This is a genomic window from Candidatus Tumulicola sp., from assembly GCA_035601835.1.
In the GTDB taxonomy this organism is placed as follows: domain Bacteria; phylum Vulcanimicrobiota; class Vulcanimicrobiia; order Eremiobacterales; family Eremiobacteraceae; genus DATNNM01.
This window is the reverse complement of the sequence record DATNNM010000012.1, coordinates 107,560-121,135: the sequence shown is the minus strand read 5'-3', so window position 1 is coordinate 121,135 and position 13,576 is coordinate 107,560. Positions and strand designations below refer to the sequence as shown.

The 13,576-nt window shown below is 64.5% G+C and carries 13 protein-coding genes; 10 read left to right on the top strand and 3 right to left on the bottom strand.

Annotated features, from left to right (window positions below):
• The first annotated feature begins 103 nt into the window (after positions 1 to 103).
• On the top strand, positions 104 to 1,300 hold the full coding sequence (locus tag VN934_08275) for a helix-turn-helix domain-containing protein (protein HXM18799.1): 1,197 nt from the start codon (positions 104 to 106) through the stop codon (positions 1,298 to 1,300).
• Positions 1,297 to 2,613, top strand: a complete 1,317-nt coding sequence (glnA, locus tag VN934_08270; protein ID HXM18798.1) for a type I glutamate--ammonia ligase — start codon at positions 1,297 to 1,299, stop codon at positions 2,611 to 2,613. The genes VN934_08275 and glnA (VN934_08270) overlap by 4 nt, the downstream gene beginning before the upstream one ends.
• A gap of 29 nt (positions 2,614 to 2,642) precedes the next feature.
• On the opposite strand, the gene VN934_08265 is transcribed toward glnA (VN934_08270), so the two are convergent.
• Positions 2,643 to 2,855 (bottom strand): glutaredoxin family protein, encoded by a 213-nt coding sequence (locus tag VN934_08265; GenBank protein HXM18797.1) that lies wholly within the window; start codon positions 2,853 to 2,855, stop codon positions 2,643 to 2,645.
• Between the two features lie 54 nt (positions 2,856 to 2,909).
• On the opposite strand from VN934_08265, the gene VN934_08260 reads away from it, so the two are divergent.
• Positions 2,910 to 3,290 carry a Rid family detoxifying hydrolase gene (locus VN934_08260; protein HXM18796.1) on the top strand — a complete coding sequence of 127 codons (381 nt, stop codon included), beginning with the start codon at positions 2,910 to 2,912 and terminating at the stop codon, positions 3,288 to 3,290.
• On the opposite strand, the gene VN934_08255 is transcribed toward VN934_08260, so the two are convergent.
• A complete protein-coding gene (locus tag VN934_08255) occupies positions 3,280 to 4,485 on the bottom strand; it encodes a tetratricopeptide repeat protein (GenBank protein HXM18795.1) in 1,206 nt (401 codons plus the stop codon). The genes VN934_08260 and VN934_08255 overlap by 11 nt on opposite strands.
• 131 nt (positions 4,486 to 4,616) lie before the next feature.
• Here VN934_08255 and VN934_08250 point away from each other — a divergent pair, with 131 nt between their 5' ends.
• The 7 genes from VN934_08250 to VN934_08220 all read left to right on the top strand — a co-directional run bounded on the left by VN934_08250 (position 4,617) and on the right by VN934_08220 (position 12,498).
• The gene (locus VN934_08250; protein HXM18794.1) at positions 4,617 to 4,955 is read left to right on the top strand and encodes a carboxypeptidase-like regulatory domain-containing protein; all 339 of its coding nucleotides are present in this window, start codon (positions 4,617 to 4,619) and stop codon (positions 4,953 to 4,955) included.
• Positions 4,956 to 4,967: 12 nt separating this feature from the next.
• A complete protein-coding gene (locus VN934_08245; protein HXM18793.1) occupies positions 4,968 to 5,789 on the top strand; it encodes a DNA-formamidopyrimidine glycosylase family protein in 822 nt (273 codons plus the stop codon).
• Between the two features lie 63 nt (positions 5,790 to 5,852).
• The gene (locus VN934_08240; GenBank protein HXM18792.1) at positions 5,853 to 6,980 is read left to right on the top strand and encodes a beta-propeller fold lactonase family protein; all 1,128 of its coding nucleotides are present in this window, start codon (positions 5,853 to 5,855) and stop codon (positions 6,978 to 6,980) included.
• A gap of 187 nt (positions 6,981 to 7,167) precedes the next feature.
• Positions 7,168 to 8,619, top strand: coding sequence for a type I glutamate--ammonia ligase (gene glnA / locus VN934_08235; protein ID HXM18791.1), 1,452 nt, complete (start codon positions 7,168 to 7,170; stop codon positions 8,617 to 8,619).
• 157 nt (positions 8,620 to 8,776) lie between these two features.
• The gene (locus VN934_08230; GenBank protein HXM18790.1) at positions 8,777 to 10,114 is read left to right on the top strand and encodes a hypothetical protein; all 1,338 of its coding nucleotides are present in this window, start codon (positions 8,777 to 8,779) and stop codon (positions 10,112 to 10,114) included.
• Entirely contained in the window at positions 10,111 to 11,343 is a 1,233-nt protein-coding gene (locus tag VN934_08225; GenBank protein ID HXM18789.1) for an MFS transporter, read from the top strand. Before VN934_08230 ends, VN934_08225 begins: the two co-directional genes overlap by 4 nt.
• Positions 11,344 to 11,382: 39 nt before the next feature.
• Positions 11,383 to 12,498, top strand: a complete 1,116-nt coding sequence (locus VN934_08220) for an amidohydrolase family protein (protein ID HXM18788.1) — start codon at positions 11,383 to 11,385, stop codon at positions 12,496 to 12,498.
• On the opposite strand, the gene VN934_08215 is transcribed toward VN934_08220, so the two are convergent.
• A complete protein-coding gene (locus VN934_08215) occupies positions 12,495 to 13,526 on the bottom strand; it encodes an asparaginase (GenBank protein HXM18787.1) in 1,032 nt (343 codons plus the stop codon). The two genes, VN934_08220 and VN934_08215, sit on opposite strands and share 4 nt — an antisense overlap.
• Between the last annotated feature and the right edge of the window lie 50 nt (positions 13,527 to 13,576).

Below are 13,576 nucleotides of genomic sequence, written 5' to 3'. Positions count from 1 at the left end.
CCGCGTCAACCCTTGCCTCAGCGGCGCCGCTGCAAGGGATTGACGGGCAGGTATGGCAATGGTGTTCGCTCATCACAGCGATCCTCCACATCGGTTGACGAACATGACCGCGGACGAACTTGCCGAGCTTTCCGAGAAGGCTGCGCGCGTCATTGCCGGCGGCGGCGGTCTGAAGGCGCTCGCCCAACTGCTTGCCGATGCCGCGCAGGGCGCGGTCTTGGTGGAGGACGAGCAGTGGCGGCATCTCGCGCTCGCCGAGCGGCGCGGCGGCGTGGGCAAAGTGCCGCCGACGTTTGCGACGCACTTCAAGGCGGGTGGACGCAGCAATGGCGTCGTGCGCGTTTCGCTGTCGCCCACCCTGCACGCGGCGTGCGCCGCGATGCCCGTGCCGGGTGACGGAGAAAGCCCGCCGGGCTACGTCACCCTTTTCACCCGCGCGAAGTCCGGCCAGCCCTTAGCCGCGGCGCTGCGTATCATAGCGAGCGCGGCCAGCGTCGAGTGCCTCCGGCGCGGCGCCGGGCGCTCGCATGTGCGGCGCGCTTTCTGGGAGAGCTATCTTTCCAGTGCCTTCGCCGATGCGGCTTCGCTGCGAGATGAAGCAAGCGCAGCCGGCGTCGTCTTGCCTACGGCGTTTTTGGGAGCGGTGTTCGACGTCGAAGGCGCGCTGCCGAACGTGGCGCGCGAGGCGGTGGCTCAGGCGCTGGCGCCGACCGAAGCGGTATGCCCGCCGGTGGCCATGCCCGCCGGCCAGGTGCTCGCGCTGATCCCGGTCCGGCATGTCGCGGACGTCGCGCGCGCCCGCCAGGCGGCGACCAACGCGGTGCGCGACGTCCCCGCGCAGGCGGCGGCGCGCTCGATGACCTGCGGCATCGGCGCGTTTCATGCGGATATCCTGGAGGGACCGGCTTCCGTCGAAGAGGCGCGGCACAGCTTGAGTCTGGGCCGCCGCCTGCACGGCCGCGGCTCGGTGACGCTGTATGCCGATCTTGGCGTCTACGCGTTACTGCACGCGGGCGCGGAGCGCGAAGCCTTCGTGCGCTTCGCGGAATCGCAGATCGCTCCGCTCGACGGCTACGATCGCAAGCACAAGACCGATCTGCTCAAGACGCTGCGCTTGTACTTCGACATCGGCGAAAACGTCAAGGAGGCGGCCGAGCGGCTCTCGGTGCACCGGCATACCATCTTCTATCGCCTGAATCAGATCTCGCAGATCCTCAAAGTGGATTTGCGCTTGCCGCGCGATCAGCTGTCGTTGCGCACAGCCCTGGCGATCTGGCAGATGGAGCACGACGAGGAATGACTAAGCGCGAACTCGCGCGGCGCGCGCGCGAACTCGGCGTCCGCTTCGTACGCTTGCAGTTCTCCGACATCCATGGCATCACCAAGAACGTCGCGATCCCGCTGACCGAACTCGAATCTGCGCTCGACGGCCGGGTCGTGTTCGACGGCTCGTGCATCGAAGGCTTCGTGCGCCATGAAGAAGCGGACATGTGCTTGACGCCCGACCCGGCGACGTTTGCGGTCTTCTCCGAAGTCGCCGGAGCGCCGCTGGAAGCGCGCCTCATGTGCGACGTGTGCAACCCGGATGGCACGCCGTTTGAAGGCTGCACGCGCAGCGCGCTGCGCCGCGTCGTCGACGAAGCCACCACGCTGGGCTTCAGCGTCCACGCCGGCGCCGAGCTTGAATTCTTCCTGTTCGAACAATCCCCGACGGGCGGAGCGACCACCGCGACGAGCGATCGCGGTTCGTATTTCGATCTCGGTCCGATCGATCGGGGCGACGTCGCGCGGCGCGACGTCAGCTTGGCGCTTGAGGACATGGGCATCCGCGTGGACGCGACGCATCATGAGGTCTCGCACGGACAGCACGAGATCGACTTGGCCTTCACCGATCCGCTCGCGTTGGCCGATGCGATCGCGACGGCGCGCGTGGTCGTGAAAACGGTGGCTGCCCGGCATGGACTGCATGCGACGTTCATGCCCAAGCCGCTCCCGAACCAAGACGGTAGCGGCCTGCACCTGGCGCACTACTTCCAGCGAGACGGGCGCAACGCGTTTCACGACGACAGCGATCCCTTGCGCTTGTCGGAGACCGGGCTGGGATTCGTCGGCGGCTTGCTCGCGCACGCGCGCGGCTTTACCGCGGTCACAAACCCGACCGTCAACTCGTATAAGCGCCTCGTGCCTGGTTACGATGCGCCGTCCTTCGTGCAGTGGTCGCAGCGCGCCAAGAGTTCGCTCGTCCGCGTGCCCGAAGAGCGCGGCGGCGTGCGCGTCGAGCTGCGCTCGCCTGATCCGTCCTGCAATCCTTACCTTGCGCTCGCGTGCATCCTCAAGGCCGGCTTGGACGGCGTACGGCGCAAACTCGTGCCCGGCGATCCGATCGAGCTCAACGTGGCCCAGCTCTCCGACGACGAACGCGCCAATCTGGGCGTCGAGCAATTGCCAGCGTCGCTGCAAGAAGCCGTATTCGCGCTCGATGGCGATGCGGTCGTGCGCGCCGCGCTTGGCGATCACAGCTACCATCGCTTTCGCGAGGCCAAGTTGGCCGAATGGGAAGAGTACCGGACGCGCGTGCACCCGTGGGAGCTGGATCAGTACCTCTCGTTGTGAAAGCCGGACACGCCGGCTTAGTGCACCGTTCAGGCGCCGCCGAATCCGACGACGACCGCACCATCCGGGTTGACGATCGTCGGCACGCGCAGACCGCCGGACAGTTTGCGCATCTCTTCACGAGCGACGCGATCGGCTTGGACGTCGATCTGCGTGAACGGGACGCTACGCGCCCGAAAATCCTCCATCGCTGCCGCGCAATATGGGCAGCCGGGCTTAGTATAGATGATGGTTTGGGGCATCGGGTCCCTGTCCTTCGTAGAGGGTGGCGTCGCGCGACAACCGTAACCGCGCGCATGAAAGTCATTTCAACGCCATCCGCCCCGCAACCCGTCGCCGCATATTCCCAAGGCATCGTCGCGAACGGTTTTGTCTACACCGCCGGGCAGGTCGGCCTCGATGTCGCGTCGGGTTTGCTCGTCGACGGCATCGAAGCACAGGCCGAGCGCGCCCTGACGAGCGTCAAGAACATCATCGAGGCCGCAGGGCTGTCGGTGGCCGACATCGTCAAGGTCACGATCTTCGTGACCGACCTCTCGAAGTTCGCTCTCGTCAACGCGGTCTACGCGCGCTTTGTCGGAGATCATCGGCCGGCTCGATCGACCGTTGGTGTGGCCGCGCTGCCGCTCGGAGCGATGATCGAAGTCGAGGCGATCGCCGCGCAGCCTAGTGCTTGATCTGGTCCTCGACCTGGGCTAGGAGCTCGCGCGCGTTACTGTCGTTCGGGTTCTCGGCCAGCGCGACGCGGAATTGTTCGGCCGCCAGCGCGAACTTGCGCTGTCGCTGATACGTGAATCCCAGCGCGTAGTGCAGCTGTTCGTTGCGCGGCTGCACGGCCAGTCCCTTGATGAACGCCGCTTCGGCGAGATTGAAAAGGTTGTGGCGGAGATAGAGCCCGCCCAGGTTGTAATAGACGTTGCGGTCGCGTGGGTCCAGACCGATGCAGCGCTGGTAACTTTCGACGGCTTGCGTGAACTGGCCGAGGAATTCGTATACCACTCCGAGGTTCTCGTAGGCGAGCGCGTAGTCGGACGCAAGGCTGATCGCGTGGGTGATCTTCTCGTCGGCGCTCGAGTAGTCGTTGAGATTGATCAGCTCGACGCCCCAATTCATCCAGGCGAGAGGAAATGCCGGATCCACGGCGATCGCCTTCTTGTACTGCTCGATCGCGTCGTTGTAGCGGCCGGTCTTGCCGTACACGACGCCAAGTTCGTTGAGCGCATACGTGAAGCGCGGGCTGCGGTCGAGCGCTATTTGCAGTTGCGCGATCGCCGCGTCGTATTTCTTCCCGGCCTCATAGATGACGGCCAGATTGTAGTGGCTGCTCGTCTCGTAAGGCTGGCGCGCTTCTTCTGCCTGATACTGGCCTTCAAGTTCGCCGAGCCGGCCGGCGTCCGTGTACTGCTGCACCAAGTTCGCAAAGCCTTCAGCCGAGGGTAAGGTACGGCGGAATGCGCCGACCGCGTCGTCGAAGCGGTCTTCTGCCGCATAGACGCCGCCAAGCCGGTTGAGCACATCCTTGTTTCCAGGATCCGAGGCGAGCACTGCGTTGTATGCAGCTTCCGCCGCTTTGTAGTGCTCCAGCCGATACTCGACGTCGCCGAGCAGCTTCTGGACCGCCAAGTTCTTCGGCTCGAGCGCAAGGGCGCGGTGAAGCTTCTCGGCGGCCGCATCGTTATGGCCGGCGGCGGCATCGATTTGCGCCTGCGCGAGCAGTTGGGAGGCGCTGAGATCCGGCGCAATGGGCGCCGGAGCGGTGCCCCGCGGGGCGTTTGCGGCGGGCGAATCCGCCGAAGCGGGCGCACCGAAGAGCAGCGCGATGCTCGCCGCGAGCGCGATGAAAATTAACTGAAAGAAACTCGTTGAGCGCATAGCTTACCCGCTTCCCGAAAGATTCAGCGCAAAGAATTATACTCCCGCAAGCCGGATGGGTGCAATAACATCGCGCACGAGGGGTGGCGCGGTTCGGTGCAAAACGGAGTGGAAATAGGAGGCGCAGCGCCATGCGTGCACTCAGTGCCGGTCTTGTCGCGGCCACAGCCGCGGTTCTCTTAGCGGGTTGTCCGAACCCGAACGCCATCGGTGTGCAGCACTATGGCTCGGTCGCAGCGCATTGCACGCTCGCCACCGGCCAGCCGGTCGCCGGCGCCTTGGTCGCCGTCAACAGCACGCAGACGTGCACGTCCGGCTCCGACGGCTCGTGCCAGATCGACATGGTGCCCGTCGGTCTCAACGTGGTGACGGCGCACGCACCGGGGCTTGACGCCAACCCCGTCAACGTGCAAGTGACCGAGGGGAACGTCTCGTCTGCATCGCTCACGATGAAGCCGTCCAACGGGTGAAGTTGAGACTTTTTGCCTGAGCTTCCCGAACTCGAGCTGCTTCGCGCGACGCTCTCCAAGCATGCGGTCGGCAGCACGATTCTCTCGGTGGTGCTCGATCCGAAGCGAGCCTTCATCATCCGCTATCCGCCTTCGGACTTCGCGCGCGACCTCGCCGGGCGGAAGATCCGAGCGATCGAGCGCCGCGGCAAATCTCTCGTCTTTTCGTTCGAAGGTCGTGAGGACCAGCTCATCATCAATCCGATGCTAGGCGGCCGCTTCGCCGTGTGCAGCCGCGCCGCGCCCGCGCTGCCTTCGACGTGCTTCGTCCTGCAGCTGTCCAAAGCGCTGGACATCCGCTTTCTCGACTCGACCCTGATGGCGCGCATCTACCTGACCGATCGGCCGCAAATCGATGTGCCGGCGTTTGCGGAGCTCGGCCCCGATGCGCTCGATCCGGCGCTGACGTTTGAGGTGTTCGAAGGACGCTTACGCAGGCATCGCGGCGAGTTGAAGAACGTCCTGCGCAATCAAGTCTTCGTCGCCGGCATCGGCAATGCGTATTCGGACGAGATCCTTTGGGCAGCTAAGCTGCGGCCGCTGCGGCGCGCCTCGACGCTGAAGCCTGGAGAGCGCAAAGCTTTGTACGATGCGATGCGAAGCGTGCTCAAGCACGCCGTCGACGTCACCGCGCGACAGTACGAGCGCGGCGATCATCCGCTGCACAAACAAGAACGCGGTTTCCTGAACGTGCACGGCAAGGGCAAAAAGGTTTGCCCGCGATGCGGGCACCGGATCTCGGTCGTGCACCCCGGCGGAGAAGCGACGTACTGGTGTAGGGGCTGTCAGATGTAGTGCCGGGGCTTTAGCACCGGAAAACCGGAGGTCGCTATTACTTTTGTCTTGAACCGCGAGCGCATGCACAAAGCCTATCGTTTGCTCGCTGTCCTTATCCTCACAGGCTGCAGCAGCGCTGCCGCCCCCGGTTCTGGTGGCGGCGGTGGCAACCCGCTTCCCATCCCGAGCGCAATTTTCTACGTCAACTTGGGGACGACGACAGCGAACAACTCGGTCGCCGCCTTTTCGACCGCTCCGGTCGCTGGAGGCGGCACGCCGAGCGCACTCACCGGTTCGCCGTACAACACCACGGGCTCGAGCAGCGTGGGTTCGCCGTTCGGCATCGCCTTCAAGCCGGGCCGCGGCTTTCTCTACGCGGTGAACGACACCGGCACGGTGAGCGCGTTTACGGTCAACGCCGACGGCACGCTGGCGACGCTTGGTTCGGCGGTGAGCACCGGTGGAACAGGCGCATCGGGGATCGCGCTCAATCCTGCCGGCACATTTGCGGCGGCAGCGAATTCGGTGAACAACACGGTGCAGATGTTCTCCGTCGCCGTCAACGGCACGCTGGCGGCGGTCGGCAGCCCCGTCGGAACGGGCGGCCTCAACGCCCCGGCCGCGGTCGCGTTTAGTCAAGACGGCGCCCACTTGTACGTGAGCAACAACGGCGGATCCGGGGGCGTCTCCGGATTCAACGTGTCCATCCTCGGCGCGCTCACGGCGATCAGCGGTTCACCCTTTGCCTCGGGCGGAGCGGTCACGCAGGGCATCGTCGTTTCGCCGAACGGCTCGACCGTCTACGCGGCCGATCAAGACACCAGCAAGATCGCAGCGCTGGCCATCGCCGGCGATGGCTCGCTCAGTTCACAAGGTACGGTTTCAACCGCTACCGCTCCGATCGGCATCGCGCTCAACGCCGCCGGAACGATCCTCTACGTTGCGGCCGCGGCCTCGAACGCGGTGGATGTCTTCACGGTGAGCGGTTCGTCGATGTCACATTTGGCCGGACCCTACGCGACGCAGTCCACCAAGACGGCGATGGTCTCGCTCGACGGATCCGGCAAGCTGTTGGTGGCGCTCGACGAGCTTTCGTTCGGGGCGACGCTGTTCGCCGTCAGACCTGACGGCACGCTCAACGGAGCGCCGGCGCCTTCGTACAGCATCGGGACGAACAGCGGGCATCCGGCAGCAGTCTTAGCGCGCTGACGCGTTATCCGCGTTATCCGCGTTATCCGCACTATCCACAGCCCTACCTGTGGCCAACGCCGCGCGCGCGCGTCTAGACCAACGTCGAAAAGCGCGCCCATCAAGAATGTTGTACAGGCTCCCGGGGCTAAAAGCCTCAGGCCTACAATACGTTGCGTTCAGTGCGCATTCACAAAGGAGGGTGATCGTGGCAAAAGGCCGGCGGGCAAGCTCGAGCGCCGTCGATTTCATCAAACTGCATGGCGCGAAAATCGTGGATTTCAAATTCATCGACATACCCGGCATGTGGCAGCACACGTCGGTTCCGGCCGACGTGGTCGACGACGACACGTTCGTCCACGGCATCGGATTTGACGGCTCCAGCATTCGGGGCTTCCAGGAGATCCAAGAAAGCGACATGGTGCTGCTGCCCGACCCAGGCTCAGCCAGGGTCGATTCATTTTGCTCGATCCCAACTGTCTCGTTCGTATGTGACGTCTACGACCCGCGCGAGCAGGCGCTGTACGGCCGTGACCCGCGCGGCGTCGCCAAGCGCGCCGAAGCCTATCTCAAGAAAACCGGCGTCGGCGATGTCGCCTATTTCGGGCCGGAACTCGAGTTCTACATCTTCGATCATGTCAGCTTTGACATCCAGCCATACATGACGGGCTACGCGCTTGACTCCGAAGAAGCGCATTGGAACTCCGGCGCCGACGAATCGCCGAATCTTGGCTACACGCTGCGTCCGAAGGAGGGCTATTTCCCGGTGCCGCCTTCCGACAAGCACATGGATATCCGCTCGGAGATGGTGCTCGGGCTCAAAGATTGGGGTGTGCCGGTCGAGATGCACCACCACGAAGTCGCTACCGGCGGCCAGAGCGAGATCGACATCCGCTACAACTCGCTCGTGCAACAGTGCGACAACGTCATGATCTACAAATATGTGACGCGCAACGTGGCGCGCCGGCACGGCAAGACCGTGACGTTCATGCCGAAACCGCTCTTCGGCGACAACGGTTCGGGCATGCACGTGCACCAAAGCGTGTGGAAAGCCGGCAAGAACCTGTTCTATGATGAAAAGGGCTACGCCGAGCTCTCGAAACTCGGCCATTACTACATCGGCGGGCTGCTGACCCACATCGACGCGCTGCTCGCATTTTGCGCGCCGACCACCAACTCGTACAAGCGCCTCGTGCCGCATTACGAAGCGCCGGTGAACGTCGCGTACTCGAAGGGCAACCGCTCGGCGGCGGTGCGCATCCCGATCTTCTTCAAAGGACCGCGCTTCTCGAAATCCAAGCGCATCGAATTCCGGCCTCCCGACCCGGCGGCCAATCCATATCTCGCGTTCGCGGCGATGTTGATGGCCGGTCTCGACGGCATCAAGAAGAAAATCGACCCGACCAAGGCCGGCTTCGGCCCGCTCGACAAGAACATCTACGAACTGCCCGCGAGCGAGGCGCGGCGCATCAAGTCCGTGCCGGGAAGCCTCGACGCCACGCTTGCCGCGCTCGAGAAGGATCACGCGTTCCTGCTCGACGGAGGCGTGTTCAGCGAAGACCTCGTCGAGACATGGATCGACTACAAGCGCAACCGCGAGCTCCAAGAGGTGCGCATCCGTCCGCATCCCTACGAGTTCTACCTGTACTACGACCTGTGATGACCGGCGGGACCTGAAAAGGTCCCGCTCCACATTCACAAAAACCCCTTTGCATGATGGATAAGCCCCAGAAACCCTGGTTGCTCGGGCTGATGCTGCTCGCCGTCATCGTCGCGATCGTCTGGCTCCACTATTACGCCGTCTCGAACGGCGTTCATTGAACCTTTCCATCTTCAAATCGTACGACATCCGCGGCATCTATCCGACGGAGTTGGATGACGAGACCGCCGAGCGCATAGGCCGGGCGTTCGTGCAGCATCTCGGCGCCCCCGCAGTAGCCGTCGGACGCGACATGCGCCCGTCATCGCGACCGCTGTTCGAGGCCTTCGCTCGCGGCGCGACCGCTCAGGGCGCGGACGTCATCGACCTCGGTTTGACGTCCACCGACGAGCTCTACTTCTCGGTCGGCAAGTTCGCGTACCCGGGTGGGGCCATGATCACGGCGTCGCACAACCCGAAGGATTACAACGGGTTCAAGTTGTGCCGCGAGCAGGCGATCGCGCTCTCGGGCGACACCGGCGTCTTCGCGATCCGCGACCTCGCGGCTCGGGGTGGGTTCTCAACACCGCGAACAACCGGACGGATCATCGCCCGCAATCCATTGCCGGAGTTCGTCCAGCACTGCCTCTCATTCATCGACGTCACAAGCCTGCGCCCGCTGACCATCGCCATCGACGCCGGTAACGGCATGGCCGGACTTATCGTGCCGGCGATCTTCCGGCACCTTCCGTGCAAGGTCATCCCGCTCTACTTCGAGTTGGACGGCTCGTTCCCGAACCACCCGGCCAGCCCGATCGAAGCGGAGAACATGGCCGACGTGCAGCGCGCAGTGCGCGAGCACAAGGCCGACCTCGGCGTGGCGTTCGACGGCGACGCGGACCGCATGTTCATCACCGACGAGCGCGGCGAGCTGGTCGGCGGCGACATGGTCACCGCGCTCGTGGCCAAGATGCTGTTGCGCAAGCATCCGGGAGCGAAGATCCTCTACAACCTCATCTCCTCGCGCAGCGTGCCCGAAGTCATCAAAGGCGAAGGCGGCATTCCCGTGCGAACGCGCGTCGGGCACTCGCACATCAAAGCCATCATGCGCGAAGAAAACGCTGTGTTCGGCGGAGAGCACTCCGGGCATTTCTATTTCCGCGACAACTACTATGCAGATTCCGGGCTGATCGCACTGCTGGTGGTGCTCGAACTCGTATCGCGTGAAGGCAAGCCTGTGAGCGAACTGCTCCGTCCGCTCGACACGCGCTTCCGATCGGGCGAGATCAACACCCACGTCGACGATATCCCCGCGAAGCTCGCCCTGCTCGAGTCGCACTATTCGAGTGCCAGCGAAATCGATCACCTGGACGGGGTGACCGTGAACTACCCTACGTGGTGGTACAACGTCCGGCCGAGCAATACGGAGCCGCTGCTGCGGCTCAACGTCGAGGCGGACACGCGTGAGGAGTTGGAGGCGAAGCGCGAAGAAGTGCTCGCTCTGATCCGCTCTTGAAAGAAGCCAGCGGACTGGCGCGCTACCGCGCGCTGTTCGCGCACCGCGCCGTCACGCTGCTCGTGACGGCGCAGTTGTTCACGCGCTTGGGCGATCAGTTCGTGATGATCGGGCTGCTTTGGGAGGCGCTCGAATTGACCCATCGGGCCTCGAGCGCCGGTCTCGTGTTGATGGCGTACACGTCAGGCGGACTGGGCTTCGGGCTTTTCTCCGGTTCGCTGTTGGATCGATTTCCACGCAAACTCTTGATGTTGTCGGACAACGCGCTGCGCTGCGCCGTGCTCGCCGGGATGGCGGTGGCGGCATGGCGTCATGCGCTGACGATCGATTGGCTGATCGTGCTCGCCGTTCTCTCCTCGGCGGCCGCCGCGATCACGATGGTCGGGGTGCGCGCCTACCTCCCGACGATGTTGCCGGAAGGCTTGATCGTCACGGCGTTTGCAGTCGATTCGGCCCAGTTCCAGATCGCGAGCATCGTGGGCCCGGCGCTGGCCGGTCTCGTCACGGCGCGGTATGGCGCCGCCGTGTCACTGAGCGTGGCAGCCGGCTTGTTCGCATGCTTCGTCGCGCTCGCAGCGTTCATCCCGAGCAAGTCGCTCGACACGGGCGTTCCGCCTCAGGCGAGGCCGGTGTCGGCGAATGAGGAACTGCGCGGCGCGCGCTACATCCTCACCCACCCGGTGCTGCGCCCCATGACCATGCTGCTGACCGTCGGCAACTTCTTCTTCGGCGTGTTCATCGTAGGCTTGGCGTTCCTGAGCAAAGATGTTTTTGGCAACGCGGCGCAGGGCCAGGGCATCATGTTGGCCGCGATCGCCGCGGGCGCGCTGCTGGCCAGTCTCGTGATGGGATCGGTGCGCTGGCCCTGGCCGCGCGGCCTTTCGTTCATCGTCGCCAACGTGCTTCTCGGCGCGTTCGTGTTGTTCGTCGGACTCGCACCCTCCCTCGCGATCGCCTGCGTGCTGTTGGCCTGCTTAGGAGCGGTCGATGCCGCGCTCTTCATCTGGATGTCGGAGATCCGCCAGCGCACGCCCCCGCCCGGTTTGGTCGCGCGCGTCGTCGGCGCCAGCATGCTGCTCAACGTCGTGAGCGTACCGTTCGCTCAAGGGGCCGCAGGATTCGCAGTGACGCCGCTCGGCGTGAGGCCGATGCTCGAGCTGTCGGGCGGCCTGCTTTTCTTATATTCCTTGTTCTTCTTCGGCAACGCGGCGCTCCGCAAGGAGCCGTAGAGGGCCGGTTCCACGCCATGGGAGAATTGCCGACTTCTTGTGGGCGGCAAGACGATAGGTCACGCGCTTCTGGCGATTGGCGACGGGACTTCACACCAGGGCTCGATCCGCATCGAGAACGGCCGCATCGCGCGCCTCGACGATGGGCCCCATCATCTCGATTTCGAACTGCCTCTCGGCAGCACGGTGACCCCGGGCCTGATCGACTTGCACGTCAACGGCGCGGGCACGCATTGGTTCAACAAAGAGCCGCTCGAATCGCTGAAGTCGCTCTCCACGATGGCGCCGATGCACGGAGTCACGGCTTACCTGCCGACGCTCATGTCGGGGCCATGGGAGCAGATGCTGCGCGCCGCTGCCGAGATATCGCGCTGCGTCGACATGCCCGTCGCCGGCGCGCGCTCCCTCGGCGTGCATTTCGAAGGACCCTTCTTGAACCCCGAATACCGGCGCTTTCACGCCGCCGAGCATCTGTTGCCCCCGACCCCCGCTCGGGTTGAGGCGCTCTTGGAGACCTGGACCGCGGGTCGTTGCCGCGTGACCATGGCGCCGGAGATCGACGGCGCGCCGCGCGCGGCAGCCGAATTGGCCCGTCGCGGTGTCGTGCTGGCCGCAGGTCACACTGCGGGCACCTACGCCATCGGGCTTGCGGCCATCGAGCAAGGCTTTCAGATCTTGACTCACGCGTTCAACGCGATGCCGCCGATCCAGCATCGCGGGTCATCGATCCTCGTGGCGTATCTGCTCGATCCCGCCGCGTATTGCGAGGTCATCGCGGACGGCGTCCACGTCTCACCGGAGCACCTCGCGCTGCTGTATCGCTTGAAGGGCGTGAATCTGGTCCTGACGTCGGATGCGATGCCGCTCGTCGAAGGTCTCGTCGATGAAGGCGGGGTCGTGCGGACGATCGACGGCGTGATCGCAGGCAGCCGCTTGAGCCAGGATGCCGGCGTACGCAATCTGATGGCCGCCACCGGCATCACGCTCGCCGAAGCTGTCGTCTGCGCCACGTGGGCGCCCGCGCGGGCGATCGGCGTCGACGGCGAACTCGGTTCGTTGCGCGAGGGCCTACGCGCGGATCTCGCCATATGGGATCGGCGCAATCACATCTCCCACGTCTTCGTAGGCGGCGAGTTGGTGTATGCCAACGACTAGATCGCGCGGATTTCTCCCACTACCGTTCCCGCGTAGTTCTTGACTTTGGGGCGCCGATGGTTTCGAAGCGCGGCGGCCATGCGTTGGTCGAGCGCTCCGATGTTCGTCAACTTGTCGACGACGAACGGCGACACAGCCCGATAGTTGCCGTCCGCGACCTTCAGGCACAGGCCCAGGCCTTTTTCGAGAGCGCTCGAAGCATGATAACCTTCCGCTCCGCCCTTGCACAAGACCGCTCCAGCGGCCGCCTTCATGAGATCGGTGTCGAAGCGACCCGTTCCGGCCACATATTGAGGATGGGCCAGCATCGCATTGCGCACGCGCGCGACGGCGGCGCTCCAGCGCGACCCGAATCGGTTGGGATCCGAAAAGCGAGCGAAGCACACCGCGGCCGCTCGCAGCGGTACGGCGATCACCGGGATGCCGCAGCCGTCGGTCCCGATGATCAGCGAAGCGCGTTCGACGCCGAGCAGCTCCGCGCAGCCGTTGAGGATCTCGACCTGCGCCGCATGCTCGGGATTGGTGTAACCCGCCGGGTCGACGCCGCGGTGTACGGCGAGCGCCATGATGGCGGCGTGTTTACCCGAACAGTTGTTGTGGATGCGCTGCGGCTGGAGCCCTTCTGCGACGAGCGCTTTCGCGCTGGGCTCGTGGATCGGCGGGTGCGGCCCGCATTCCAGCGCGCTTTCGTCAACGCCGATCTTGCGGAGGATGCTGCGCACCGCTTGGATGTGGTAGGGCTCGCCGCTATGCGAGCCCGCGGCCACGGCCAGTTCCTCATCGCTGAGCCCGAATCGCTCGGCCGCGCCGCTTTGCACCACGACCGCGCAGATCAGCGGCTTCGCGGATGAGCGCAGGAATGCCGGGCCGGTGATATCGCCGACCGACTCTTGCACCGTTCCGTCCGGCGTCGCGACCGCGAAGCGCACGAAGTGCTCGCTTTCCACGATTCCGCCTCTGGTCACGACCACGGCCGGTCGGCTGCCGGCATCAAAAGGCGTCGCGTTGACTTCATTGGACGCATGCATCGCGAGGCTAGTTCGGTTGGCGAAGCTAAAGGTCCGTTGCTACGAGTAAA